A 24,290-nucleotide genomic window follows, 5' to 3' on the forward strand; every position below is an offset into this window, starting at 1 on the left:
ACAGCATCCGGCCCGTCGTCCACATGGCCTGTGGATAACCAGATTGGCTGACGTCCTCGCCGGGCCTACCGTGGTCCGGCGCCCGTTCCGTTTCCCGCTGGGGAAACCCGCACAAATCCGACGCGCCAGAACCGGAGCCAGGGCCTCTCAGTTGTCAGTGCCGTGCCGTAGAAATGACGGGCACGGCGAGGTCCGCTCGGCGGACGGGAGGAGGTCGCTCGGTGAGCATGTCCGAGCCCTTGGACGACCCGTGGGCCGACAGCGGTCCGAGTGATCGTCTGCCCTCTTTCCGCCGGCGCGGGGACGGCGGCCGCAGCCGGGACGAGCAGCACGAGCGCGGCCGGGAGGCCGCCGAGTGGGACGGCGGGGGCACGCCCTTCGAGCGGGTCCCGCCGCAGGACCTCGATGCCGAGCAGTCCGTCCTCGGCGGCATGCTCCTGTCCAAGGACGCCATCGCGGACGTCGTCGAGATCCTCAAGGGCCACGACTTCTACAAGCCCGCCCACGAGACGATCTACCAGGCCATCCTCGACGTCTACGCCAAGGGTGAGCCGGCCGACCCGATCACGATCGCCGCCGAGCTGACCAAGCGCGGTGAGATCAACAAGGTGGGCGGTGCCTCCTATCTGCACACCCTTGTGCAGACGGTGCCGACGGCGGCCAACGCCGAGTACTACGCCGAGATCGTGCACGAGCGCGCGGTGCTGCGCCGTCTGGTGGAGGCCGGTACTCGTATCACCCAGATGGGATACGCGGCCGACGACGACATCGACGAGATCGTCAACCGCGCCCAGGCGGAGATCTACGCCGTCACCGAGCAGCGCACCAGTGAGGACTACCTGCCGCTCGGCGACATCATGGAGGGCGCGCTCGACGAGATCGAGGCGATCGGCTCGCGCAGTGGTGAGATGACCGGTGTGCCCACGGGGTTCACCGATCTCGACGCGCTCACCAACGGTCTGCACCCTGGTCAGATGATCGTCATCGCGGCCCGTCCCGCGATGGGCAAGTCGACACTGGCGCTGGACTTCGCCCGGGCCGCGTCGATCAAGCACAACCTGCCGAGCGTCATCTTCTCCCTCGAAATGGGCCGCAACGAGATCGCGATGCGTCTACTGTCCGCCGAGGCCCGCGTCGCGCTGCACCACATGCGGTCCGGCACCATGACCGACGAGGACTGGACGCGCCTCGCCCGCCGGATGCCCGAGGTGTCCTCGGCGCCGCTCTACATCGACGACTCCCCGAACCTGTCGATGATGGAGATCCGCGCGAAGTGCCGTCGGCTGAAGCAGCGCAACGACATCAAGCTGGTGATCATCGACTATCTGCAGCTGATGCAGTCCGGCGGTGCCAAGCGTTCCGAGAGCCGTCAGCAGGAGGTCTCGGACATGTCCCGTAACCTCAAGCTCCTGGCCAAGGAACTGGAGGTGCCGGTGATCGCGCTCTCCCAGCTCAACCGCGGTCCCGAGCAGCGCACGGACAAGAAGCCGATGGTGTCCGACCTGCGTGAGTCCGGTTCCATCGAGCAGGACGCCGACATGGTGATCCTGCTCCATCGTGAGGACGCCTACGAGAAGGAGTCCCCTCGCGCCGGGGAGGCGGACATCATCGTCGGCAAGCACCGAAACGGCCCGACAGCCACCATCACCGTCGCCTTCCAGGGCCACTATTCACGCTTCGTGGACATGGCTCAGACCTGATCAGGTGCGCTGTAGGGTCTCAAATCCAGCTTCATGATCTCAGCGCTGCTGCATATGGATGGCATTTATGCAGCCATCATGAGACTCGCAGCTCGGAGCGTTCACTCTGGGTGGCGTAGGGCGCGACCTCTCCGTGCGGGGAGCGAACGCTGACACCGTGCGGTGGACGTCGCTGCGACGGTGAGTATCCGTCATCAACGTGGTGCTCTCGTAGAGGACCAAGACTGGCGTACGGTGCCTGCCGATCTCCTGCAGTCGGCTTGGCTCCAGTCGCGACTCGTGGATCACGTGATCCCGCATCGTCGCCGACCAGTAAGTGCCGGAGTAGTGCTTCTGGCTCTTGTGCCAGCGGAACGTCCGCCACGGAGGCGGACCGCTGCTGGTCAGAGCCGAACGCGGCCGGCCCATGACGCTGACTCCCTTGGGGAGGAGGGTGCTCAGGGCTATTCGCACGTCTCAAGATGGTGCGGCGTCGTAAAACCGGAGTTCACTCCGGGTCGGAAAGGCGATGAAAGGCTCCGTCGAACTCGTCAGACGCAAGCAGCTCGGCGATCACGCCCACCATGCCTTGGATGCCAGGGTCCCGAACGATCAGCCCGTCCGAGCACCAGAAGCACCGGCCCCCTGCGGCTTCTCCGGTCCCCTCCCATCTCCTCATCAGCCGGTCCACCTCGGCGAGGGTGAAGATCGTCGCACTCCAGCGAGAGCCATCGGGAAGGTGAACCTCGACATCCACATTGCAGACCTCCTCGAGCACCTCGTCAGGGCTTGGGAGGAACAGGGCCTCGAACCCTTTGGCGAGGACACGGTAATAGGGGCCGTCCCATCCGGCTCCGGTCTGCAGTTCGCTCGTCGTGGTGGTCACAGCAGGAGCATCCCAGCAGTCCAGATGACGGTCCACAGGAATTGGACACCGCAGCGGCCGGCGCACAGACCGCCGCCATCATGGGCTCGTGACGACATGGATGCGCTGCTACTGGGACGAGGAAGACACCTGGTTCTACTTCGAGTCGACGCCGAAGGCTGGGTGATTCGGCAGGTGGAATCGAAGGGCCTGAGTTGGCCTCGGTCGCAACTGCCTCCCTCGCCGAGTGGCAGCGGGCCCGCGCGAAACCTCAGGCTCACGGACAGTCAATCGGTCGACGCCGGTATCCGTAGCGAACGCCTGAACCGCCTGAAGATAGGCCGCCTCAACCTCGCCGTGATCGCTGGTGGTGTCCTCCACGCCGGTGTAGTGCCCGTGGTCGTCACGGTGGGCGGGGGCGTACTTACTGACGCGAAAGACGTAGGAGAGTCGCACGCCGTCATCTTCCAGCGCCGCCCGTAGGAAGTGCCACGGATTTGAGACAGGGCATCGGTATGCGCTGTGGGACAGGATCGGAAGCCGCAGGTCAGCGCGTCACGATCTGACACGAGCCGCGAGACCCTGCATGCGCGAACCTGGCCGGCTCGGTGATACGGAGTCGACTCCTGGGCGCCCACGGGGTGGACTGGGGCCATGACGAGTTCTCAGGATGAGTTGCTTCCCGGCACGCGGCGGGCGTTGCTGCACCGGATCGCCGTTGCCCAGGCCCAGGGGCGGGCTCCTTCACTGGTAGCAGCGGTCGTGCGGGACGGCCGGGTCGTGTGGCACGGGGCTCGGACGTCGGTGGACGGGCACGGGCCGGACGAGAACGTGCAGTACCGGATCGGCTCGATCACCAAGACGTTCACCGCGGTGCTGGTGCTGCGGCTGCGCGACGAGGGGAGGCTCGATCTCGTCGATCCGCTGGAGAAGCACCTGCCGGGCACACCGGTGGGAGAGGCGAGCATCGCCGAACTCCTCGCCCACGCGGGCGGTCTGGCGGCCGAGACGCCCGGTCCCTGGTGGGAGCGGACGCCGGGCTCACTGCGCCCCGGCATCACGGATGTCCTCGGCGACCAGCCACTGCTCCATCCCGTGGGCCGGCGCCACCACTACTCCAACCCCGGTTACGCCCTGCTCGGAGCCCTGGTGGAGCGGCTGCGCGGCGCCCCGTGGGAGGAGGTACTGCGACGTGAGGTCCTTGATCCCTTGGGGCTCGGCCGCACGACCACGCGCCCCGAGGCACCCTACGCCGGAGGGTGGGCGGTGCACCCGTGGGCCGATGCGCTCCTTCCCGAACCGCTGGAGGAGTACGGCCCGATGGCTCCCGCCGGGCAGCTCTGGTCCACTACCGGTGACCTGGCCCGTTTCGCGGCCTTCCTGATGCGGGGCGACGACCGGGTGCTGAGCATGCAGACACTGCGGGAGATGAGGGCGCCGGCGGCTCCTGTTGAGCCCGCGGATGTCGTGGACGGCGTCTCGTACGGACTCGGTCTGCAGCTCCAGCACCGGGACGGCCGGTTTCTGGTGGGACACTCGGGGTCCGTGCCGGGCTTCCTGGCGAACCTCACCGTCTGCGTGGAGGACGATGTCGCGGCCGTCGTCCTGGCCAACTGCACCTCGGGGCCGCTGCTGTCGCTGCTCGGTGCCGATCTGATCCGTGTCGTCGCCGAGGCGGAGCCACGGATTCCCGAGCCCTGGCGCCCTCTGCGTGAGGTGGACGCGTCTGTGCTGGAGCTGGCCGGTCAGTGGTACTGGGGGACCAGTCCGTTCGCCCTGAGAGTGACGGCCGACGGGCTCGTCTCGCTGGCACCGCTCTCCGGCGGTGGCCGGCGCTCGCGCTTCCAGCCGAACGGCGACGGCACCTGGACGGGGCTCGAAGGCTACTTCGCCGGAGAGCTGCTGCGGGCGGTACGACGGCCGGACGGTGCGGTGGACCATCTGGACCTGGGGTCCTTCGTGTTCACACGTCAGCCGTACGACACGACCGCTGAGGTGCCCGGCGGGGTGGACGCCGAGGGCTGGCGGGGGGCCGTCTAGGGAGGGCCCGCGGCCGGACGACGCGCCAAGGAGCTGTTTCACGTGAAACAAGCGCACGAGACAGCTCCCTGCCCCACGACAGCCCCTCGGCGACGAAGCCCGGTGCCGTCACAGCTGTAGCTTGAATCCCACGTGGGAGGCGACGAAGCCCAGCCGCTCGTAGAAGCGATGGGCGTCCGGACGGGCGTTGTCCGAGGTCAGTTGCACCAACTGGCAGCCCGCGCGGCGGGATTCCTCGACCGCCCACTCGATGAACCGGGTCCCCAGTCCGCTGCCGCGCTCGTCGGCGTGTACCCGCACCCCCTCGATGATCGACCGGGTGGCGCCACGCCGGGACAGACCCGGGATGACGGTGAGTTGGAGCGTGCCGACCACGCGACCCTCCCGGACGGCGACGACCAGACGCTGATGGGGGTCGGACGTGATCCGCTCCATGGCCGCCAGGTAGGGCGCCAGGTCGTCGGGCGACTCGCGCTGTGCGCCGAGGGGGTCGTCCGCGAGCATCGCCACGATCGCGGAGACGTCGTCGGCGCCGGCGGGGCGTATACCAAGATCTCCCATGGCCGCACCCTATGCGGCGGCCGGTGCCGTCAGGGTCTCCACGGCTCGGACGAGAGGGGCCAGTTCGGGGTTCTTCGCCGCGTCGTCGAGGGCTTCCCGCAGAGCGGCGTCATGGGTGGGCCGGGCCCCGGCCAGAAGCCGCAGACCCGATTCGGTGACGTTGGTGTAGATACCGCGCCGGTCGGTGGGGCAGAGGTAGCGCTCCAGCAGGCCGCGGTCCTCCAGCCGGGTGACGAGCCGGGTGGTGGCGCTCTGACTCAGCACCACCGCGTCGGCCACCTGCTTCATCTGCAGGTGGCCCCCGTCGCCGTCGTGCTGTCGGCTCAGGACGTCGAGCAGGGAGTACTCCCGCACGCTCAGGTCGTGCCGGACCTGCAGCGCCCGTTCGATGTGGGCCTCGATCCTGCCGTGCAGCAGGGAGAGGGCGCACCAGCCCTGGGAGAGGGCGGTCAGTGCGGGGTCCGTCGCAGTCATGGCGTTCTCCTCCGTCCCGGAGCGGCTGTGTCCCAGGGTAGAGGACGTTCGCAATAGCCCGCGCTTGCAATTAAAGCGCGTCTGCAATTAATGTCGGAGGCCAGATAGGCGCACGAGCAATCAATCCTCCGGAAGGGGAGCCTCCGTCATGCCTCTCGCGCTTCTGGCCCTCGCGATCGGGGCCTTCGGAATCGGCACCACCGAGTTCGTGATCATGGGACTGCTGCCCGAGGTGGCGGACGACTTCGGGGTCTCCATCCCCACGGCCGGCTTCCTGGTGACCGGTTACGCCCTGGGCGTGATGTTCGGCGCCCCGCTCATGACCGCTCTCGGCACCAGGGTGCCCCGCAAGCGGATGCTGATGCTGCTGATGGGCCTCTTCATCGCCGGGAACCTGCTCTCTGCCGTCGCCCCCGTCTTCTCGGTGATGCTGACCGGCCGCGTCGTGGCCTCGCTCGCGCACGGTGCGTTCTTCGGCATCGGCTCGGTCGTCGCGGCAGACCTGGTGGCACCGGACAGGAAGGCCGGTGCCATCGCGATGATGTTCACCGGACTGACCGTCGCCAACGTCATCGGCGTTCCGCTCGGCACTCTCGTCGGCCAGAGCGTCGGCTGGCGCGTCACCTTCGGTGTCGTCGCCACCCTCGGTGTGGTGGGCCTCGCGGGCATCGCCAGGTGGGTTCCGGAACTGCCGGAGCCCGAAGGCGTGCGGCTGCGCCACGAACTCGCGGCGTTGAAGAACCCGCAGGTGCTCCTCGCCATGGCGATGACCGTCCTCGGCTTCGGCGGAGTCTTCGCGGCCATCACCTACATCGCGCCCATGATGACCCATGCCGCAGGGTTCGCCGACAGTTCCGTCACCTGGCTGCTGGTCCTCTTCGGCCTCGGCATGGTCGGCGGCAACCTCGTCGGGGGCAGGTACGCCGACCGCTCCCTGATGCCGTTGCTGTACGTCTCTCTGGGCGCACTGGCGGTCGTTCTGGCTCTGTTCACGCTCACCGCGCAGCACAAGGCGCTCGCGGCCGTGACGATCGTCCTGATCGGAGCGCTGGGCTTCGCCGCCGTGCCCCCGCTGCAGAAGCGGGTCCTCGACCAGGCGCACGGCGCCCCGACGCTCGCGTCGGCCGTGAACATCGGGGCCTTCAACCTGGGCAACGCGCTCTCGGCCTGGCTCGGCGGTCTCGTCATCGCCGCCGGTCTCGGCTACACCGCGCCCAACTGGGTCGGGGCCGCCCTCGCCGGGTCCGCGCTGCTGCTCGCCTTCGTCTCCTCAGCCCTCGAACGCCGGGAGAGCGGGCCGAGTGCCGTGGTCGCCGGTTCCCTCACCGCTGAGGAACGCGTGGCCGCCGGGAGGTGATCCGTCGCTGGGAGCGGCCGGGGCAGTCGCCCGGAACGCTGCCGACTCGGCCGGGCCGCCGTCGACCGGAAGGGACCGGGCCCTGCTCAACCTGCCGCGACCGTCAGCGGGGCGAACCGCCGGCTCCAGTCGCCGGGCAGCTCCGGTACGCCGTAGGTCATCACGGCGTTGAAGGCGACCGTGCTGAGCCCACGCTCCTTCACCCAGGCCAGCAGTTCCTCGTGACGTACGTCGATGTCGGTGCGCAACGGCCGGTCGGTCCGGGCGGCGAGGGAGGCCACCAGGGCCTTCGCCGTCTCCGTGTCCCGGGCGACCAGCGGGCCGACTACATGGGTCTCCATGTTCGGCCAGAGCGCCGCGTAGCCGATGACCCGGCCGTCGTCCTCAGCGACCCGCAGCTCGTCGGCGAAGGCAGGCAGCCGGGTGATCATGTGGGTGCGATAGGTGCCGAAGACCTCTTCGTCGAGGCGGAGAATGGCGGTGAGGTCTTCGGCCGTCGCCGCTCGTGTGGCCGTCCCGGGCCGCTCGTCACCGGACGCGAAGTGACCGCGCACCATCTCGGCGCGTCCGGTCGTCTTGAAGCCCAGCTCCTCGTAGAGGGGCCGGCCGTTCGGCGTGGCGTGGAGGGTCAGCGGGGTCGTGTCCAAGGAGGAGACGACATGGCGCATCAGCTGCCGTCCGACGCCCTGTCGTGCATACCGCTCGGCGACCAGGACCATGCCGATGGCCGCCAGGTCGGGGCGCTCCTGCGGGCCGTACCTGGTGACGATGCAGGCGGCCATGAGCCCACCGTCGGGTGCGTCGATCCCGTACCCCTGGCCGGCCGTGAGGAGAAGGCCCCACTTGTGTTCCTCGCGCGGCCACCCCCGATTCTCGGACAAGTCGGCGCAGGCGGTGAGATCGCGGAAGGTCAGTCGACGGATGGGGTGAGCGGCGGGGGAAGGAGTCGGCACGCAGGTCAGGCTGTCCGAACAGGGGGCTCCGCGTCCACCTGTTTCCACTGAGAGACATGTGCTTTTGGCCATGCCGTCGCCCGGTGCACAGTGCCCGGCAAGGTCGCCGTCGTTTCACGTGAAACTACGGCTAGAACCCTCCGCGAGGGTGCCTCACCCGAGATCGGGCGCGTGCATGGCGCGGACACCCTCGATGTTCCCGTCCAGGTAGTGCCGCAGTGACAGGGGGACGAGGTGCACGGAGGCGATGCCGACGCGTGTGAACGGCACGCGGACGATCTCGTACTCCCCGGCCGGTTCCTCGATCTCGGGCCCGTGTCGCTGGGCTGGATCCATGGACTCCAGTCGGCAGACGAAGAAGTGCTGGACTTTCACGCCGGTGGCTCCGCCGTCGTCACCGATGTGCTCGACCGTGTCGACGAAACAGGGCACCACGTCGGTGATCTTGGCGCCGAGCTCCTCGTGCACCTCGCGGTGCAGAGCGTCGATGACGGTCGGATCCTCGGGCTCCACCCCGCCGCCGGGGGTGACCCAGTACGGATCGACACCCGGTTTGGTGCGCTTGATCAGGATGAGGTCGTCGCCGTCCAGCAGAACAGCACGGGCGGTGCGCTTGACCACGGGTCGGACGGTCATGGGAGAAATGTGGCCCAGCCTGTTCCACGTGAAACATGCGCGCCGGTTTCACGTGAAACCTGGCGAACCGTAGCCAAATGAGCTCCGCCAGCGACCAGGCCTGGCGTGGTCGGGGCGTCAGCTCCACTCCGTGGCCGTCTGCAGCAGCCATTCATGAGCCCGGGCGATGTGCGGCATCCCCAGAGTGCCGGCGCGTACCACCAGGAAGTACGTCCGCAGGGGCGGCACCGCCGGCTCGTACAGGGGGACGACGTCGCCGCGTTCCCTGGCGGACGCGCACAGGTAGCGGGGCAGGACCGCCAGCCCGGCGCCCGCGCTCACGCAGCCGAGGACCGCACGCAGATCCGGGACGATGACGGTGCCGGAGGCGACGGGACGGGAGTCGAAGACGGACGCCCAGTAGCGGGAGACGAACGGCAGCGACTCGTGAACCTCGACCACGGGGCACTGCTCCAGGTCTGCCGGATCCCGACGCGATGGTTGTCCTCGTCCGACCCGTTCCGCCCACTGCGGCGAGGCGACCAGCACATGCTCCTCGTCGCACAGCGGTGTCGCCGTGAACAGGGCACCGCGCGGGCGGGCGGTGCTGATGGCCAGGTCGTGGTGGCCGGCGGCCAGACCCTCCAGGACCTCCTCGGCGTGACCGAAGGAAACGCGCACGGCGAGCGCCGTGCCGTCCTTCCCGGCGAGGCCGGTGAGCGCGGGAAGAGCCTGCTCGGCGGTGAACTCCGGGGGGCCGGCCAGATGCAGGGTGCGGGACGCGGACTCGTCACCGGGGCCCACCTCGGCGATCTCGGCCAGGGCGTCGAGATGCGGCGCGGCTCGGTGGGCGAGTTCGTCCCCGATGGTCGTCGGGGTCACTCCGCGTGCCCTCCGCAGGAAGAGAGGTCGCCCCAGCTGCCGTTCGAGCGTGCGTATCTGCGAGGTGACGGCCGGCTGCGACAGCCCCAGCAGGGCGGCGGCGCGGGTGAAGGAACCTGCCCTGTGCACGGCCACGAACGTGCGCAGCAAGGCCAGGTCCATCGCACGCCCCTTCCCCTGCCCCCTCCGCCCCCGAGGCAGGGCCCAACTATAAATAAGTCGATAGGTCTCTGTCGTCAGAGTGATTGGACACTGACACTGAGTCAACTAGCCTTGTCGACGCGGTTCTTCGCGCGCAGAACCGGGGACGGTCCGAGCCACGAGGGGGGAGGCTCGGACCGTCCGTCAGAGTCGGGGGCACCCGTCCGAAGCGCCGACAGGCCCGTCAATCCGCCGATTCCTCCAGCGCGCGCAGTACATCCGCCACCAGGTCCGCGGGGTCCTCGGCACCGACCGACAGGCGGATGAAGCCCTCCGGCACCGCGTCGCCGCCCCAGCGACCGCGCCGTTCGGCGGTGGAGCGCACACCACCGAAACTCGTCGCGTCGTCCACCAGCCGCAGCGCGTCCAGGAACCGCTCCGCACGCGCGCGGGTGGGCAGCGCGAAGGACACCACGCACCCGAAGCGGCGCATCTGCGAAGCCGCGACCTTGTGCGCGGGGTCGTCCGCCAGCCCGGGATAGCGCAGGCCGCTCACCTCGGGACGCTCCCGCAGGGCCCGCGCGAGGGTCAGCGCGGTGGTGTTCTGCCGGTCGACCCGCAGTTGCAGCGTGGCGATCGAGCGGTGGGCGAGCCATGCCTCCATCGGTCCGGGAATCGCCCCCGCGATCTTGCGCCAGCGCCGTACGGCCGTCATAGGTTCGCCCGCGCGCCCCGCGACGTAGCCGAGCAGGATGTCGCCGTGCCCGGTGAGCTGCTTGGTGCCGCTGGCCACCGAGAAGTCCGCGCCGAGGTCCATCGGGCGCTGCCCGAGCGGTGTGGCGAGGGTGTTGTCGACGGCGACGAGTGCGCCGCGCGCGTGTGCCGCCTCCACCAGCCGGCGGATGTCGCACACGTCCAGCCCCGGGTTGGACGGGGACTCGATCCACAGCAGCCGCGCACCGTCCAGCAGGTCGAGCTGGGCGTCCCCGCCCGTCGGCGCGGTGCGCACCTCGATGCCGTACGCCTCCAGCTGGGCGCGCACCAGCGGCAGCACCTGGTAACCGTCACTGGGCAGGACGACCGTGTCTCCGGCGCGCAGCTGCGAGAAGAGCACCGCCGAGATCGCGGCCATGCCGGACGCGAACACGAGGGTCTCCACCTCGTCGCGACCGGGCGCCTCCAGCTCGCCGATGGCCTGCTCCAGGCGGGTCCAGGTCGGGTTCTCGTCACGGCCGTAGGTGTAGGGGCCGGTCGGCTCGCCCGGCAGGTGGTAGTGGGCCGCGAACACCGGCCCGGGTAGCGTCGGTTCGTATTTCACCGGGTCGGGCAGCCCGGCGCGCACCGCGCGCGTGCCGTCCCCCGTACCGCGGTCATGGTCGTTCATGCCGCCCGGCCTCCCGCTTCGTCGCGTACGGCGGCGAGCAATCCGGTGCTCGCCGCCTCCACCATCTCCAGGCACTCCTCGAACCCTTCCATGCCCCCGTAGTAGGGGTCGGGTACGTCCAGGTCGTCGGGCGCGGGCCGGGCGTAGGAGCGCAGCAGGCGCACCTTGCCCGCGTCCTCCTCGGTGGGAGCCAGACGGCGCAGCGCCCGGAGGTGACCGGAGTCCAGGGCGATCACGAGGTCGAGCCGGGCGAACCACTCGGGCCGGAACTGCCGTGCCGTGTGACCCGCGGCGTAGCCGTGCTCCTCCAGGACGGAGACGGTGCGCGGGTCGGCGCCGTCGCCCTCGTGCCAGCCGCCCGTGCCGGCGCTGTCGACCTCGATCAGGTCGTCGAGTCCGGCCTCGGCCACGCGCGCGCGGAAGACGGACTCGGCCATCGGGGAACGGCAGATGTTTCCGGTGCAGACGAAACAGACGCGGTAGGTCATCGCTCAGTCCCCGTCGGGCAGGAACATGTCGAGCGCCCAGGAGACGACCGAGACGATCAACGCGCCGACGACCGCCGTCCAGAAGCCGTCGACATGGAAGCTCAGGTCGAGCTTGTCGGCGAGCCACGAGGTGAGCAGCAGCATCAGCGCGTTCACCACCAGGGTGATCAGGCCGAGCGTGAGGATGAACAGGGGGAAGGTGAGCACCTTCACGATCGGCTTGACAATGGAGTTCACCAGCCCGAAGAGCAGGGCTACGAGAAGCAGGGTGCCGACCTTCTTGCCCGTGCTGTCACCGGTCAGGGTGATCTTGGCGAGCAGCCAGACGGCGACCGCCAGGGCGCCCGCGTTGGCGATCGTCTTGACTACGAAATTCTTCATGTGTCTGATCGTGGCAGAGAGATCGTACAAGAGCACCGGGCGAGGGCGGACGAACCAGATGAAGGCATTCCGGCTGGACGAACTGGAAGCGGAGCGGGCCGCCCATGACGGCGCCTACCTGCAGTTTCTACGCGAACGCAACATGTCCGTCGGGTTGTACGCGCTCGACGCCGGCGGCCACGACCCGCAGAACCCGCACCAGCAGGACGAGGTGTACTTCGTCGTGTCCGGCCGGGCCTCCCTCACCGTCGGACGGGAGACCACGCAGGTGGCCCGCGGCAGCGTGGTGTACGTGCCTGCGGGAGTCGCCCACAAGTTCCACCACATCAGCGAGGATCTGCGGGTCCTGGTGGTGTTCTCTCCGCCCGAAGCCTGATCCGGCGCCTCAGGGTTCCCTAGGGGATCGGTCAGGGGAGGACAAGGGACGCGAGGCCCCCGCCGGGCCGCCCGCCCCCCTAGCATCGAAAGCGACATCAGGAGGATCCGGCACCGGGCCGGGTCCGAGGGCACCCGGCACAACGACGGGCGAGAGGTAAGGACGAGGGCGATGCGTGAGATCTTCGCGGGACTGCCGTGGTGGGTGAAGTGGGTCGCGGTGCCGGTCATCGCCCTGGTCGTGTTCGGCGGGCTGATAGCCAGCGTGGTCGGCTTCGTCATCGGGCTGCTGTTCAAGGTTCTGGTCTTCGTCGCCCTGGTCGGTGGACTCGTCTACGTTGTACGGAAGTTCAAGGCGAGCTCCTCGTCGCGCGGCGACTGGTGAGCGGTCCGGGAGCCGGTGAGCGGTAACAGGAATCGCCGGTTCCCTCGGGCGAGGGAAGTTTTGCGGACAGCCCGGCTGCAAGCGGTGGCGCAGGGTTAGAGTCCGGAACTCGCCGCGGGGACCACCCGCGAGCGGCGCACACCCGCCCACCCTCCCGTGTTTCCCCGGCACGGCCCGCCCCCTCGCGCTTCGGGAGTGACCCTTGGCCACGGCTGACACCGCATCCGCAGAGCCGTACGCGCCCCCCAGGCGGCCGCGCTCCTCCGCACCCCCGCTCCAGCGGCCGCCGAGCCCGGCGATCCATGACCGACCGCACTCCGCGACCACCCTCATCGGGTCCGTGCAGCGGGCGATGCGCCTGCTGGAGGCCGTCGCCGAGCACGAGTGCGGAGCCCCGGCCAAGCAACTGGCCCGCGAGACCGGCCTCGCGCTGCCCACCGCCTACCACCTGCTGCGCACCCTCGTCCACGAGGGATATCTGCGGCGGGACCGGGGACTGTTCTTCCTCGGCGAGGCGGCCGAGCGCCTGAGCAGCACAGGAGCCGCGCAGAAACGTCGCAGCACGGTCGTCGACACGCTCGCGCAATGGCGGGACACCCTCGGGGTCCCCGTCTACTACGCCATGTACCGCGACGGTGAGATCGAGGTCATGTGCGTCTCCGACACCCCCGGCAACCCCGCCGTCGAGGAGTGGGCGGACTTCCGGGAGACCGGCCACGCGCACGCCATCGGCCAGTGCCTGCTGGCGCAGATCGACGAGGACGCCCGCCGGGACCACCTCGCCCGATACCCGGTCCAGTCGATCACCCCGTACACCGTGCCCGACGACTGCGCGCTACTGCGTCGGCTGGAGCGGATGCGACGTATGGAGCCGGTGTTCGAGCGGCAGGAGTACGCGCTGGGCACGGTGTGCGCCGCCATCCCGCTCACCATCGGCACCACGGCGGCGACGATGGCGCTGTCCCTGCCCGCCCACCAGGCCGACCGGCTGGTACCCGCGGCGCAGCGGCTGCAGAGCGAGGTCGGGCGGCTGCTGGGATCGCTGGCGATCTCTATCAGTATCTGAAAACTCACTCCTTGTGATCTGTCGTGCACGTTCAGCAAGATGCCTGGGTGTCAGGGGTAGATTCCCGGCCAGTGGACAACACATGACGGGGTAAGGCGATACGCGATGCGCGAGTCCGTACAAGCGGTACAGGCAGAGGTCATGATGAGCTTCCTCGTCTCCGAGGAGCTCTCGTTCCGCATCCCGGTGGAGCTGTACTACGAGGCCACGGATCCCTATGCGGTGCGGCTCACCTTCCATCTGCCCGGGGACGCGCCGGTGACCTGGGCCTTCGCGCGGGAACTGTTGATCGACGGGGTGGGTCGGCCGTGTGGCGAGGGCGATGTCCGGATCTCGCCCGTGGACGCCGACCTGCTCGGTGAGGTGCTGATCCGCCTTCAGGTGGGCATCGACCAGGCGCTGTTCCGCGCGTCGGTGGCGCCCCTCGTGGGGTTCCTCGACCGCACCGACAAGTTGGTGCCGCTCGGCCAGGAGAACGCGCTCGCCGACTTCGACACCCATCTCGACGAGGCGCTGGGCCGGATCCTGGCAGAGGAGCAGAACGCCGGCTGAGGCATCCCGGCAGACGGACCAGGCGGAACGCTTCCGTAGAGGTGAGGAGGCGCAGGAACGCTTCTCCTCGGCGCTTCCGGCGCGAACGGAACCGGAACCGGACGGCCTGGACGCCCCGGACGGGTGGACGACAGGACGGCGGTACGGCGGACGAGGGGGTGCGGCGGACGAGGGGGGTGCGGGACCGCCCGGCCCCCGCCCCCGCCCCGCCCCGAGACTGGAGCGCCGCCCGTCGTCAGCGCTTGCGCCGGCGCCCGCGCCCGCCCCGGAGCGGGGCCGCACCGTCGCCCACCATGACCGGCGCCCCGGCCGCCGGGCGCTGTTCCGGGCGGTCGGCAGAGACGACGAGGGCGGCCAGCGCCGTGGTCACCGGCACCGACGCGACCAGACCGATCGACCCCACCAGAGTCCGCACGATCTCCTCCGCCACCAGCTCGCTGTTGGCGACCGTCCCCACACTGCTCTGCGCGATCGAGAACAGCAGGAGGAGCGGCAGCGCGGCGCCCGCGTAGGCCAGAACCAGCGTGTTCACCACCGACGCGATGTGGTCCCGGCCGATACGGATGCCCGCCCGGTACAGCCCGCGCCGGCCCAGCGCCGGGTTCGCCTCGTGCAGCTCCCAGACCGCCGAGGTCTGTGTCACCGTCACGTCGTCGAGGACACCGAGCGACCCGATGATGATGCCCGCGAGCAGCAGACCGCTCATGTCGATCGACGGGTAAAGGCCGTGGATCAGACCGGTGTTGTCGTCGGTGTTGCCGGTCAGGGCGGCCCAGCCGTTGAACAGGGAACCGAGCACACCGATCAGCAGCAGCGAGACCAGCGTGCCGAGCACGGCCACGGACGTACGGGCCGACAGACCGTGACAGAGATAGAGGGCGATCAGCATGATGACGCTCGCCCCCACGACCGCCACGACCAGCGGGTTGGAGCCCTGCAGGATCGCGGGGAGGATGAAGAAGTTCAGCACCAGGAAGCTGATGGCCAGTGAGACCAGCGCCATCACACCCCGCAACCGCCCGACGACCACGACGGCGAGCGCGAAGATCCCGGCCAGCAACGCCAGCGGCAGGCGGCGGTTGATGTCGGCAACGGAGTACTGCAGGTCCTTGGGCGCGGCGGGCTCGTAGGCGACCACGACCTTCTGGCCCTCGTGCAACTGGCGGGACTGGTCCGGCTGCACGATCTCGGTGAAGGTACGGCCCTTGTCCTTGCCGGTATCGACCCGAATCGTCGCCTTCTTGCACGCGCCGCTCGCCTGCTGCTGCGCGGAGGAGCCCTCGGCCGTGGAGGTGTCCCCGGTCGGAGTGCCCGCAGAGCCGTTGACGTCCTGGCAGCTCAGCTTGACGACCTCGGTCACCGTGGCGTGCTGCGTCTGGCGGTCGAAGCCGACGCCGGTCCGCTCGTGCGCCGGGGCGCCGCCGGGCCACAGCACCGCCAGGCCGATGGCCACGACAGCTGCGAACGGGATCAGAACGGCGGCGATGACCTTGCGCAGGTGTTGGGAGACGGGAGCCGCCGGTCCGTGACTGTGGCTGTGCCCGTGCGAGTGACCGTGGCCGGGGTCGGATCCGTGCCCGGGCCCAGAGCCGTGCCCCGGTCCAGAGCGCTGACCCGGGCCCGAACCGCGCGAGGCTCCCGGGCCCCGCGCTTGATCTCGGACGGGTCCGTCGCCGAGTACGGACGCGGGCCCACCGGGCCGCTGTTCATGGCCGCCGTGCCCGCCGTGCCCGCCGTGCCCGCCGTGCCCGCCGTGCCCGCCGTGCCCGCCGTGCCCGCCGTGCCCGCCGTGCCCGCCGTGCCCGCCGTGCCCGCCGTGCCCGCCGTGCCCGCCGTGCCCGTCGTGCCCGTCGTGACCTGCGTGGTCGTCATACCCGCCCGGACCGTCACACCCACCGGGGCCACCATTGCCGCCGCCGTGGCCCCCGCGACCGCCGTGGCCCCCGCGGCCCCCGTTTTCCGCACCGGCCGGAGCGGGACCCTGTCCGCCGGAGAAGTCGTGCCCGTCCCCGAAACCGAGACGGGGGCCAGGGTTGGCGGGGGTGCCGCCGCTGGTCCCGCCGGCCGGTTCGCGGGGCGGTTCGGGGGGCGGGTACGGGGGGCGGTGTGTCGTGGTCACCGACCGATCATCGCAAGAACGGCAGAGGCCCACTGTTCACCGCGCCACAAATGACGCTAGCGTGGAGGCACCTTTGCACACGCGGGAGCTCGGAGCACCGGGCTGAGAGGGCGCTGACCTCCGTCTTCGCGATGTTTCACGTGGAACATCGGCAGACGGCGAACGCTGCGTCGACCGCCGAACCTGTTACCGGGTAATGCCGGCGTAGGGAGTAGGTCTCATGACCAACAAGGACGCACGCACGCCTGCCTCCGTTCAGGACGAGACGTCCCAGGAGGCCGGGAAGTCCATCGGCTGGCACAAGGCGTACGTCGAGGGCGGACGCCCCGACCTTCGAGTGCCGGTCCGTCAGGTGCATCTCACCAACGGGCAGTCGGTCACGCTGTACGACACATCGGGCCCGTACACCGATCCACTCGTCGAGACAGACGTCCGCAGGGGGCTGGCGCCGCTGCGGGAAAACTGGATCATCGCCCGCGGCGACACCGAGGAGTACGCGGGCCGCCCCGTCCGTCCGGAGGACGACGGGATCAAGCACACCTCGCCGCGTGGCGGGCTGCGCAACCTCGACGCGGTGTTCCCTGGTCGGCCCCGGCTGCCGCGCCGCGGCCGGGACGGAGCCGCGGTCACGCAGCTGGCGTACGCGCGTCGGGGCGAGATCACTCCGGAGATGGAGTTCGCAGCCATCAGGGAGAACGTTTCTCCCGAGGTGGTGCGCGAGGAGATCGCGGCGGGCCGGGCGGTGTTGCCCGCGAACGTCAACCACCCGGAGATCGAGCCGATGATCATCGGTAAGCGGTTCCTGGTGAAGGTCAACGCGAACATCGGCAACTCGGCGGTGACGTCCTCCATCGAGGAGGAGGTCGAGAAGATGACCTGGGCGACCCGCTGGGGTGCCGACACCGTCATGGACCTGTCCACCGGACGCAACATCCACACCACCCGCGAGTGGGTGCTGCGCAACTCTCCCGTGCCCATCGGCACGGTGCCGCTCTACCAGGCGCTGGAGAAGGTCGACGGCCGCGCCGAGGAGCTGACCTGGGAGATCTACAAGGACACGGTCATCGAGCAGGCCGAGCAGGGCGTGGACTACATGACGGTCCACGCGGGCGTGCGTCTGCCGTACGTACCGCTGACGGCCAACCGCAAGACGGGCATCGTCTCGCGTGGCGGATCGATCATGGCGGCCTGGTGCCTGGCGCACCACAAGGAGAGCTTCCTCTACGAGAACTTCGAGGAACTGTGCGAGATCCTCGCCGCCTACGACGTCACGTACTCGCTGGGCGACGGCCTGCGGCCGGGGTCCATCGCGGACGCCAACGACGAGGCGCAGTTCGCGGAGTTGCGCACGCTCGGGGAACTCAACCGGATCGCCAAGCGTTTCAACGTACAGACCATGATCGAGGGGCCGGGACACGTCCCGATGCACAAGATCAAGGAGAACATCGACCTTCAGCAGGAGATCTGTGATGAGGCTCCGTTCTATACGCTCGGCCCGCTGACGACGGACGTCGCACCGGCCTACGACCACATCACCTCCGGGATCGGTGCGGCGATGATCGCCTGGTGGGGTACGGCCATGCTCTGCTACGTCACGCCCAAGGAGCACCTGGGCCTGCCCAACCGGGACGACGTCAAGACCGGTGTCATCACCTACAAGATCGCCGCCCACGCGGCCGATCTCGCCAAGGGGCACCCGGGTGCGCAGGAGTGGGACGACGCGCTGTCCGACGCCCGGTTCGAGTTCCGCTGGGAGGACCAGTTCAACCTGGCCCTCGACCCGGACACAGCACGGGAGTTCCATGACGAGACGCTGCCGGCCGAACCCGCCAAGACGGCCCACTTCTGCTCGATGTGCGGGCCCAAGTTCTGTTCGATGAAGATCTCCCAGGACATCCGCCGCGAGCATGGTGGCAGCCGGAGTGAGGTCGAGGCGGGGATGGCTCAGAAGTCGAAGGAGTTCGCGGCCGCCGGTAACCGGGTGTACCTGCCGATCGCGGACTGACCTCCGCCGCGGGGCGCATCGCGCCGCGGGTCTCCGGTCCGGGGTGCCGCCGTCCCCGGGCCGGGCCGGGGCCGCGGCGGGGCCCCGGTTCCGGAGGGGCGTGGGTGGCGTCAGGAGGTCGCGTCCTGGGGGTACCAGCGCAGTTCGATGATGTTGGCGTCGGGGTCGCGGACGTAGAGGGAGGTGGCGGTGCCGCGAGCGCCGAAGCGGGGGCCGGGGCCCTCGACGACGTCGAAGGTGCCGGAGGCGATGACCTCGTCCCAGTCCACGGGGTCCACGGTGAGACAGATGTGGTCGACGTTGGACTCGCCGCGGGGCCGGCTGACCAGGTCGATGATGGTCTCCGCGGTGATCCGGACCGACGGGAAGGGTGCCTTGCCGGCCCGCCACTCGGCCACCCGGACCGGCTCCAGGCCGAGTGGGCCGGTGTAGAAGGCCAGGGCGCGTTCGACGTCGGCGACGTTGAGGACCAGGTGGTCGAAAGCCTTCACACGCATGGGAGGGCCGCCTTTCGGGAGGTGGTCGTCACGGGGTGGACGCCTTCCACGATCGTCTGTGGGCAGGGCACCATCAAGGCGGAATCCGAGCGCGGTCGTTGAGCCGGATTCAACGCCGAAGGCCGAAGGGCCGGGTGCAACGCCGGGTTGAACGCCGGATCCTCGGCGGGCCGGACCAGAGACGGGGGATGAGAGCAAAGCCGTGTGGGAACGAGGCGAGATCGAGATCTTCCTGACGCTCGCAGAGGAACTGCACTTCGGCCGCACCGCCGAGCGGCTGCGGTTGACGACCGGGCGGGTCAGTCAGGTGATCAGAAAGCTGGAGCGCAGGGTCGGGGGACCATTGTTCGAACGCACCAGTCGTACTGTTCGGATCACCCCGGTCGGACGACGGCTGGCCGACGACCTGGCACCCCTGGTCACGGCCATGCAGGAGGCGGTGACCCGGGCCGCCGACGCCAGCCGCGGGATCACCGGCGAACTGCGGGTCGCGTTCCTCGGTGAGTGGACGGCGCCGGCCCTGCTTGCGGCCGTCGCCCTGTTCGGCGAGCGGCACCCCGACTGCCGGGTCGACATACGGGAGGTGCACCTGTCCAACTCGCGCGCGAGCCTGGTGGACGGTTCGGTCGACCTGCTGCTCGCCTCGTATCCGTTCGACGGGATGGCCTGTGGGCCCGCGCTGCTGCGGGAGGCGCGGGTGCTGGCCGTCGCGGCAGGCCACCCGCTGGCCGGTGCCGAATCGGTGTCACTCGAAGTGCTTGCGGACCACCCGGTGGTGCAGTACCCGGCCGTCACTTCCGAGGGGTTCAAGCGGGACCGTACGCCCGACCGCACTCCGTCGGGCAGACCGGTGCCCAAGGGGCCGGTGGGCGGGTCGTTCTCCGAGATGCTCACGCTCGTCGCGCTGGGCCGGGGCGTCCTGCCGGTCGGTGAGCACAGCCGCCGGTACTACCCCCGGCCCGACATCGTCTACGTGCCGGTACGGGACGCACCACCGATCGAACGGGGGCTCATCTGGGCCCCGGGCAACGCGACGGAACGCGTCCGGGCGTTCGTCCGCGCCGCGAGCGACGCGGCACGCGGGAAGAGCGGGTCGGCCGGTGCTGGGCCCGAACCGGCGGGAGCCGGAGCGGGCACAGAAACCGGCGTCGGTGCGCGCACGCCGTAGGGCACGCTCCGGAGCAGGAGGGCGGGGCCCGTCCTCGGCGCCGTCACTCCGGTTGGTTCTCCGGCCCGCCGAACTCCGGACTCGTGTAGTCGGGGCTGCTGAAGCGCGGGCGGGAGCTCCGGGTGGAGCCGTCGTCAGGGCTGGAGAAGCCGGGACGGTCGTAACCGATCTTCGGGAGGCGGCCGGTGGAGGCCGGCGGTCCGAGGTGGGGCAGGGCAGCCGCCGTGTCCGGGTCGGCGAGTGCCTCGCGCAGGAAGGGCAGGACGCCGCGTGTCAGCAGGGCTTCGCGCCAGGCATCCCGCGCCCGGTCGACCTCCGCGCTCAGCGCGCGGTACGACTCCGCTTCCAGCGACGGCCGGTTGCGCAGGGCGGTGAGCAGCAGGCCCACGGTGGCGACGAGGATCGCGACCGCCGTGATCGCGCCGAACGCCCAGCCCGCCGTGAGCAGGGTGTCCGCGACGGCCGGCCGGGGGTCGAGCATCCGCAGGACGTACCCGACGAGCAGGAAGATCACCGCGGCGGTCCCGGCGAGTACCGGGGTCAGCACGGCGGCGACCGCGACGGCGCCCGCACCCGCCGCCTCGGCGGCGTCTCCCATGGTGGCGGCCAGTCCGATCGTGCCTCCGCCCGGTTCTCCCCGGCCGGCGTCGTGGGCGGCGGAGGCGGTGGTGGGCGTGCGGGCCGGCGTCGGCTGGCGCAGTTCCTCGCGGAGCTTGACGTAGTGCTGGTACTCGGTCGCCGCGGCCGCCGCTATGAGGGCGGTGGCGTTGAGCGCCATGGTGCGCAGTTGCTCGGGGTTGAGCCGCCGGCCTCCGGCGGCCGGTTCCGGATGGTGTGGTGCGGAGCGCAGCGCCTCGTCGAGGAGCCGCTCGTACTCCGGGCGGTCCTCGTTGTGCAGGTGCTGCGGAACGCTGTTCATGTGCATCCCCCGATGCTCCGTAGGGCTTGGGGCTCGCATGCCAACGAGCCGTCGGGCAGAAACGGAGGGGAGCCTGCTACGGATAAGCCGATGGTAGAGCGGTGACACCGCGCGGTGACAGGGGGTTTGCCGAAATTGGCCGTACCGGCCGCCCGCCGGACCCGGCCACGACAGCGCCGGAGTACGGGCGTTCGGTGCGGATCGGCGAACGGTCAGACGTCCAGCGGCAGGGGGCGGACCAGCAGCTTTCCGGCCATGGTCACGCCGCCGTCCATCGCGATGGCGAGCCCGTCGGCGTAGACGTGCGGTCCCTCGACGACGGGTCCGGTGCCGTCCTCGCCGTCCTCGGAGCCGACTTCGCCGAGCAGATAGGGGATCGGGCTGTGGCCGTGAACGATGCGGGTGCCGCCGTACGTATCGAGCAGGGAGCGCACGGCGTCGGCGCCACCCTCGTCGCGGAAGGAGAAGCGCTTGGTGAACTTGCGGAACAGGTCCCAGCATTCGTCGGCGTCGTTGCGGGTGAGGGTCTCGCGGACGGTGTCGTTGACCGCCTCGATCGAGTCGCCGTAGTCGAGATACGCGGTGGTGTCGGAGTGGACGAGCAGATAACCGTCGACCGCCTCGACGGCGTCGAGGCGGGCCATCCACTGCAGGTGGTGGTCCTGGAGCCGGTCCATGTCGGACTTCTGGCCACCGTTGAGGAGCCAGGCCGCCTGGAAGGTGGCGGTGCCGGCTCCGGAGTTGACGGGGGTGTCGCCGAACCGTTTGGCGCCGAGCAGGAGCAACTCGTGGTTGCCCATGAGTGCCTTGCAGTAGCCGCCGGCCGCGGCGGCCTCCGCCGACAGGCGCATCACGAGGTCGATGACACCGATGCCGTCCGGGCCGCGGTCGGTGAAGTCGCCGAGGAACCACAGGCGGCTGTTCCCGGCGCACCAGTGACCGTCCGCGTCGATCAGACCCTGTTCCTGGAGGGCGGTCACGAGCTCGTCCAGATAGCCGTGGACGTCGCCGACGACGAACAGCGGTCCGGGGACGTTGCCGGGTGCCGGGGCCGCGGGGGCCTGGGCGGCGGCGGGGTCGACGGGCACCTGCAGCGTGTCACCCCGATTGATGACGGGCAGATCGCGCTGTGTGGGGGTGTACCCCTCCGGGTGCTCCACGCTCTCGTCCGGGGGCGGTACGACGTCTCCGGGATGGGCGGTGTCGCCGTACGGACCGGTCTCGTGGACGTACGCGGGCACCCGGAAGTCACGCAGCGTCGCCGTTCGCTCCACTTCCGGCCCCTGACCGGCCCCCTGAGTCATCAGACCCCTCCACCATCGCGCCGCAGCTGCACCGCTTCGGACTGCCTGGTCGCAGCGGCCCGCGGTGTCGTGGGCCCATCATAGGAATGCGGATCGCGCCGTGTGATGACCCAGGGGTAGTCAATCGGAGCGATGCTCCAGTTCAGCGTGGCTTTCGCCCCGATTGCCCGAGCTGTGCCCCGGCCGGCGTGCGCCGCCCGACCTCGCCCAGCGCTCCTCGCACGCCCCTGGGGACCGGCCCGGCCGCCCTTGACCACAGTGTCGTACGTCCCTGAGGGCCGACCCGGCCGCCCTTGCGTACTGTGTCGGCCGCCCCTGAGGACGACTCCGAGCGAGCCGCGGCAGGCGAGGTGCCGGTGCCGGTGCCGGAACCGGCACCCGCTGGCCGGGCAGCAGGTGAGGGCGTTGCGTCGGCCCCGGACGAGCCCGGCTCCCCACCGCCCCGGCTCGCTCCCCGGCCCCCGACCCCTGAACCCGCTCCGGCCCCGGCCCTCGCCTCCCGGCCCCGGCCCTCGCCCACAGGACCGGCCCTCGACCGGCCCCGGACGGCAGGACCCGACACCCCAGACCCGGTTCCCAGGCCCGGCCCCGGACCCGGCCCCCTACCCGACCCCCTCAGGCCCCCGAGGCGCGCTCACCGTCGTGCGCGGTGGACGTCGCTGGGACGAGGTACGGATGATCAGTTCGGTCGGTATCACCTGTTCGACGGGCCGGTCCGACTCCACGCCCTCGATGGCGTCGATGAGGAGCTGGATCACGGCCGTGCCGATACGTCGCGGCTTGAGCGAGAGCGTGGTGATCGGCGGCTCGGTGCTGGCGTACACGGTCGACTCGCTGCAGCACACCAGCAGCAGGTCCTCCGGGACCCGCAGCCCGTAGCGGCGCGCGGCGGCGAGCAGGTCCGTGCCGTTGGGGTCGAAGAGGCCGTACACCGCGTCCGGCCGGTCGGGCCGGGCCAGCAGCCGGTCGGCGGCGACGGCGCCGGCGCAGGGGTCGTGCGCGGGGTACGCCTCGTAGACGGGGTCCTGTCCGACCCGCTCGCACCAGCGCAGGTAGGCGGTGGTGGACAGGTGGGTGTACGTGTCCGTCGAGGTTCCGGTCAGCAGCCCGATCCGGCGGGCGCCGGCGTCGGCGAGGTGGTCGAGGATGTCCAGGACGGCGGCCTCGTGGTCGTTGTCGACCCACGCGGTGACCGGCAGTGTGCCCGCCGGCCGGCCGTCGGAGACGACCGGTAAACCCTGCCGGACGAGTTCGCTGACCACCGGGTCCTGGTCGGAGGGGTCGATCACGACGGTTCCGTCCAGCGCGACGTTCGACCACACGTCGTGGCGGGAGGTCGCGGGCAGGATGACCAGCGCGTACCCGCGGGCGAGCGCGGCGGAGGTGGCGGCGCGCGCCATCTCCGCGAAGTACGCGAACTCCGTGAAGGTGAAAGGTTCATCCCCGTACGTGGTCACGGTCAGACCGATGAGCCCCGACTTGCCGGTACGGAGCGTGCGGGCCGCCGCGGAGGGCCGGTAGCCCAGCCGGTCGGCGACCTCGCGCACATGGCGTCGGGTGGCATCGGGGAGCCTGCCCTTGCCGTTCAGGGCATCGGAGACGGTTGTGATGGAGACTCCGGCGGCGGCGGCAACGTCCCTGATGCCCGCCCGGCCCGGCCGGCTGCCTCGGCGTGAGGTTTCCGCGCGGCTCACCTGGTGCTTCCCTGCTGCTGTCATGGCGAGCCGATAGTAGGGCTCATCAGGTGGGGTAGGGCGGACGCATATGCACGCGTTGACAGGCACGTTTCTGCAAGGTCATCTTCGGTCAACTGCGTTAGAAACGAAGTCAGTTAACCGTTTCAATGCCTCTACCTGACTTGTCGGCGCGCATGAGCCTGCCAAGAAGCCGATGTCTCGAAGAGGTCTCAACTCACCTGCACGAGGGATGCGCGCCACGGCGCGAGCCACCGGCGCGTAGATATATGTACGACGCGCCCCCGCGTGGGCGACGATTGGTCTTGCTTCCTGCGCTGATGCCCCGGATGCGCCCCGGTGCCGGGGGTGACCCACGAGCTCGGTACCGACCGCTACGCAGCCGG

24 protein-coding genes are annotated in these 24,290 nt (G+C 70.0%); 9 read left to right on the forward strand and 15 right to left on the reverse strand.

The window, feature by feature from the left end:
- Window positions 1-221 precede the first annotated feature (221 nt).
- Window positions 222-1,700: a replicative DNA helicase gene (gene dnaB / locus AC3ET3_RS01030; RefSeq protein ID WP_432156555.1), complete on the forward strand. Its 1,479-nt coding sequence runs from the start codon at window positions 222-224 to the stop codon at window positions 1,698-1,700.
- A 487-nt stretch (window positions 1,701-2,187) separates the two neighbouring features.
- On the opposite strand, the gene AC3ET3_RS01035 is transcribed toward dnaB, so the two are convergent.
- A complete protein-coding gene (locus AC3ET3_RS01035) occupies window positions 2,188-2,565 on the reverse strand; it encodes a hypothetical protein (protein WP_435611452.1) in 378 nt (125 codons plus the stop codon).
- A gap of 633 nt (window positions 2,566-3,198) precedes the next feature.
- Between AC3ET3_RS01035 and AC3ET3_RS01040 the strand changes: the two genes are divergently transcribed.
- The gene (locus tag AC3ET3_RS01040; RefSeq protein WP_435611453.1) at window positions 3,199-4,584 is read left to right on the forward strand and encodes a serine hydrolase domain-containing protein; all 1,386 of its coding nucleotides are present in this window, start codon (window positions 3,199-3,201) and stop codon (window positions 4,582-4,584) included.
- Window positions 4,585-4,692: 108 nt separating this feature from the next.
- Here AC3ET3_RS01040 and AC3ET3_RS01045 read toward each other — a convergent pair whose 3' ends face one another.
- Together AC3ET3_RS01045 and AC3ET3_RS01050 are read right to left on the reverse strand one after the other, a co-directional pair.
- Complete coding sequence (locus tag AC3ET3_RS01045; RefSeq protein WP_432136575.1) at window positions 4,693-5,145, reverse strand: GNAT family N-acetyltransferase; 453 nt, start codon at window positions 5,143-5,145, stop codon at window positions 4,693-4,695.
- 9 nt (window positions 5,146-5,154) lie between these two features.
- The gene (locus AC3ET3_RS01050; RefSeq protein ID WP_432136576.1) at window positions 5,155-5,619 is read right to left on the reverse strand and encodes a MarR family winged helix-turn-helix transcriptional regulator; all 465 of its coding nucleotides are present in this window, start codon (window positions 5,617-5,619) and stop codon (window positions 5,155-5,157) included.
- A 148-nt stretch (window positions 5,620-5,767) separates the two neighbouring features.
- On the opposite strand from AC3ET3_RS01050, the gene AC3ET3_RS01055 reads away from it, so the two are divergent.
- The gene (locus AC3ET3_RS01055) at window positions 5,768-6,976 is read left to right on the forward strand and encodes an MFS transporter (RefSeq protein WP_432156554.1); all 1,209 of its coding nucleotides are present in this window, start codon (window positions 5,768-5,770) and stop codon (window positions 6,974-6,976) included.
- An 86-nt stretch (window positions 6,977-7,062) separates the two neighbouring features.
- On the opposite strand, the gene AC3ET3_RS01060 is transcribed toward AC3ET3_RS01055, so the two are convergent.
- The 6 genes from AC3ET3_RS01060 to AC3ET3_RS01085 all read right to left on the reverse strand — a co-directional run bounded on the left by AC3ET3_RS01060 (window position 7,063) and on the right by AC3ET3_RS01085 (window position 11,820).
- Window positions 7,063-7,929, reverse strand: coding sequence for a GNAT family N-acetyltransferase (locus AC3ET3_RS01060; protein WP_432156553.1), 867 nt, complete (start codon window positions 7,927-7,929; stop codon window positions 7,063-7,065).
- Between the two features lie 153 nt (window positions 7,930-8,082).
- Window positions 8,083-8,565 carry an NUDIX domain-containing protein gene (locus tag AC3ET3_RS01065; RefSeq protein ID WP_432136579.1) on the reverse strand — a complete coding sequence of 161 codons (483 nt, stop codon included), beginning with the start codon at window positions 8,563-8,565 and terminating at the stop codon, window positions 8,083-8,085.
- A 117-nt stretch (window positions 8,566-8,682) separates the two neighbouring features.
- Window positions 8,683-9,588, reverse strand: a complete 906-nt coding sequence (locus tag AC3ET3_RS01070; RefSeq protein ID WP_432136580.1) for a LysR family transcriptional regulator — start codon at window positions 9,586-9,588, stop codon at window positions 8,683-8,685.
- A gap of 223 nt (window positions 9,589-9,811) precedes the next feature.
- Complete coding sequence (locus AC3ET3_RS01075) at window positions 9,812-10,951, reverse strand: cystathionine gamma-lyase (RefSeq protein WP_432136581.1); 1,140 nt, start codon at window positions 10,949-10,951, stop codon at window positions 9,812-9,814.
- Window positions 10,948-11,439, reverse strand: coding sequence for a low molecular weight protein-tyrosine-phosphatase (locus AC3ET3_RS01080; RefSeq protein WP_432136582.1), 492 nt, complete (start codon window positions 11,437-11,439; stop codon window positions 10,948-10,950). Before AC3ET3_RS01080 ends, AC3ET3_RS01075 begins: the two co-directional genes overlap by 4 nt.
- Before the next feature lie 3 nt (window positions 11,440-11,442).
- Window positions 11,443-11,820, reverse strand: coding sequence for a phage holin family protein (locus AC3ET3_RS01085; protein WP_435611455.1), 378 nt, complete (start codon window positions 11,818-11,820; stop codon window positions 11,443-11,445).
- A gap of 58 nt (window positions 11,821-11,878) precedes the next feature.
- Between AC3ET3_RS01085 and AC3ET3_RS01090 the strand changes: the two genes are divergently transcribed.
- From AC3ET3_RS01090 to AC3ET3_RS01105, 4 genes are all read left to right on the forward strand, one after another.
- Window positions 11,879-12,196, forward strand: a complete 318-nt coding sequence (locus AC3ET3_RS01090) for a cupin domain-containing protein (RefSeq protein ID WP_435611503.1) — start codon at window positions 11,879-11,881, stop codon at window positions 12,194-12,196.
- A 171-nt stretch (window positions 12,197-12,367) separates the two neighbouring features.
- Window positions 12,368-12,580 (forward strand): DUF5326 family protein, encoded by a 213-nt coding sequence (locus AC3ET3_RS01095; RefSeq protein ID WP_435611456.1) that lies wholly within the window; start codon window positions 12,368-12,370, stop codon window positions 12,578-12,580.
- A gap of 202 nt (window positions 12,581-12,782) precedes the next feature.
- Window positions 12,783-13,646: an IclR family transcriptional regulator gene (locus AC3ET3_RS01100; protein WP_432156552.1), complete on the forward strand. Its 864-nt coding sequence runs from the start codon at window positions 12,783-12,785 to the stop codon at window positions 13,644-13,646.
- Between the two features lie 105 nt (window positions 13,647-13,751).
- Window positions 13,752-14,198: an SsgA family sporulation/cell division regulator gene (locus tag AC3ET3_RS01105; protein WP_432136586.1), complete on the forward strand. Its 447-nt coding sequence runs from the start codon at window positions 13,752-13,754 to the stop codon at window positions 14,196-14,198.
- 235 nt (window positions 14,199-14,433) lie between these two features.
- On the opposite strand, the gene AC3ET3_RS01110 is transcribed toward AC3ET3_RS01105, so the two are convergent.
- A complete protein-coding gene (locus AC3ET3_RS01110; RefSeq protein ID WP_435611457.1) occupies window positions 14,434-15,651 on the reverse strand; it encodes a YibE/F family protein in 1,218 nt (405 codons plus the stop codon).
- A gap of 17 nt (window positions 15,652-15,668) precedes the next feature.
- On the reverse strand, window positions 15,669-16,070 hold the full coding sequence (locus AC3ET3_RS01115; RefSeq protein ID WP_435611458.1) for a hypothetical protein: 402 nt from the start codon (window positions 16,068-16,070) through the stop codon (window positions 15,669-15,671).
- A gap of 467 nt (window positions 16,071-16,537) precedes the next feature.
- Here AC3ET3_RS01115 and thiC point away from each other — a divergent pair, with 467 nt between their 5' ends.
- Window positions 16,538-18,322: a phosphomethylpyrimidine synthase ThiC gene (gene thiC / locus AC3ET3_RS01120; RefSeq protein WP_435611459.1), complete on the forward strand. Its 1,785-nt coding sequence runs from the start codon at window positions 16,538-16,540 to the stop codon at window positions 18,320-18,322.
- Window positions 18,323-18,432: 110 nt separating this feature from the next.
- On the opposite strand, the gene AC3ET3_RS01125 is transcribed toward thiC, so the two are convergent.
- Window positions 18,433-18,819, reverse strand: coding sequence for a VOC family protein (locus AC3ET3_RS01125; RefSeq protein WP_432136589.1), 387 nt, complete (start codon window positions 18,817-18,819; stop codon window positions 18,433-18,435).
- Window positions 18,820-19,021: 202 nt separating this feature from the next.
- On the opposite strand from AC3ET3_RS01125, the gene AC3ET3_RS01130 reads away from it, so the two are divergent.
- Window positions 19,022-19,987: a LysR family transcriptional regulator gene (locus tag AC3ET3_RS01130; protein WP_435611460.1), complete on the forward strand. Its 966-nt coding sequence runs from the start codon at window positions 19,022-19,024 to the stop codon at window positions 19,985-19,987.
- Window positions 19,988-20,030: 43 nt separating this feature from the next.
- On the opposite strand, the gene AC3ET3_RS01135 is transcribed toward AC3ET3_RS01130, so the two are convergent.
- The 3 genes from AC3ET3_RS01135 to AC3ET3_RS01145 all read right to left on the reverse strand — a co-directional run bounded on the left by AC3ET3_RS01135 (window position 20,031) and on the right by AC3ET3_RS01145 (window position 23,928).
- Window positions 20,031-20,912, reverse strand: a complete 882-nt coding sequence (locus AC3ET3_RS01135; protein WP_432136591.1) for a hypothetical protein — start codon at window positions 20,910-20,912, stop codon at window positions 20,031-20,033.
- A gap of 206 nt (window positions 20,913-21,118) precedes the next feature.
- The gene (locus AC3ET3_RS01140; protein ID WP_432136592.1) at window positions 21,119-22,210 is read right to left on the reverse strand and encodes a metallophosphoesterase; all 1,092 of its coding nucleotides are present in this window, start codon (window positions 22,208-22,210) and stop codon (window positions 21,119-21,121) included.
- Window positions 22,211-22,812: 602 nt separating this feature from the next.
- The gene (locus tag AC3ET3_RS01145; RefSeq protein ID WP_432136593.1) at window positions 22,813-23,928 is read right to left on the reverse strand and encodes a LacI family DNA-binding transcriptional regulator; all 1,116 of its coding nucleotides are present in this window, start codon (window positions 23,926-23,928) and stop codon (window positions 22,813-22,815) included.
- Between the last annotated feature and the right edge of the window lie 362 nt (window positions 23,929-24,290).

The sequence above is a fragment of the Streptomyces sp. bgisy159 genome (assembly GCF_057707805.1).

Bases quoted from the DNA above. Each gene is read 5' to 3' on its own strand.
- AC3ET3_RS01080 (WP_432136582.1), bottom strand. From the start codon at position 11,439: ATGACCTACCGCGTCTGTTTCGTCTGCACCGGAAACATCTGCCGTTCC.
- AC3ET3_RS01140 (WP_432136592.1), bottom strand. From the start codon at position 22,210: ATGACTCAGGGGGCCGGTCAGGGGCCGGAAGTGGAGCGAACGGCGACG.
- AC3ET3_RS01145 (WP_432136593.1), bottom strand. From the start codon at position 23,928: ATGACAGCAGCAGGGAAGCACCAGGTGAGCCGCGCGGAAACCTCACGC.
- AC3ET3_RS01085 (WP_435611455.1), bottom strand. From the start codon at position 11,820: ATGAAGAATTTCGTAGTCAAGACGATCGCCAACGCGGGCGCCCTGGCG.
- AC3ET3_RS01040 (WP_435611453.1), top strand. From the start codon at position 3,199: ATGACGAGTTCTCAGGATGAGTTGCTTCCCGGCACGCGGCGGGCGTTG.
- AC3ET3_RS01105 (WP_432136586.1), top strand. From the start codon at position 13,752: ATGCGCGAGTCCGTACAAGCGGTACAGGCAGAGGTCATGATGAGCTTC.
- AC3ET3_RS01055 (WP_432156554.1), top strand. From the start codon at position 5,768: ATGCCTCTCGCGCTTCTGGCCCTCGCGATCGGGGCCTTCGGAATCGGC.
- AC3ET3_RS01095 (WP_435611456.1), top strand. From the start codon at position 12,368: ATGCGTGAGATCTTCGCGGGACTGCCGTGGTGGGTGAAGTGGGTCGCG.
- AC3ET3_RS01125 (WP_432136589.1), bottom strand. From the start codon at position 18,819: ATGCGTGTGAAGGCTTTCGACCACCTGGTCCTCAACGTCGCCGACGTC.
- AC3ET3_RS01090 (WP_435611503.1), top strand. From the start codon at position 11,879: ATGAAGGCATTCCGGCTGGACGAACTGGAAGCGGAGCGGGCCGCCCAT.
- AC3ET3_RS01045 (WP_432136575.1), bottom strand. From the start codon at position 5,145: ATGGGAGATCTTGGTATACGCCCCGCCGGCGCCGACGACGTCTCCGCG.
- AC3ET3_RS01065 (WP_432136579.1), bottom strand. From the start codon at position 8,565: ATGACCGTCCGACCCGTGGTCAAGCGCACCGCCCGTGCTGTTCTGCTG.
- AC3ET3_RS01070 (WP_432136580.1), bottom strand. From the start codon at position 9,588: ATGGACCTGGCCTTGCTGCGCACGTTCGTGGCCGTGCACAGGGCAGGT.
- AC3ET3_RS01115 (WP_435611458.1), bottom strand. From the start codon at position 16,070: ATGACGACCACGCAGGTCACGACGGGCACGACGGGCACGGCGGGCACG.
- AC3ET3_RS01135 (WP_432136591.1), bottom strand. From the start codon at position 20,912: ATGCACATGAACAGCGTTCCGCAGCACCTGCACAACGAGGACCGCCCG.
- thiC (WP_435611459.1), top strand. From the start codon at position 16,538: ATGACCAACAAGGACGCACGCACGCCTGCCTCCGTTCAGGACGAGACG.
- AC3ET3_RS01075 (WP_432136581.1), bottom strand. From the start codon at position 10,951: ATGAACGACCATGACCGCGGTACGGGGGACGGCACGCGCGCGGTGCGC.
- AC3ET3_RS01050 (WP_432136576.1), bottom strand. From the start codon at position 5,619: ATGACTGCGACGGACCCCGCACTGACCGCCCTCTCCCAGGGCTGGTGC.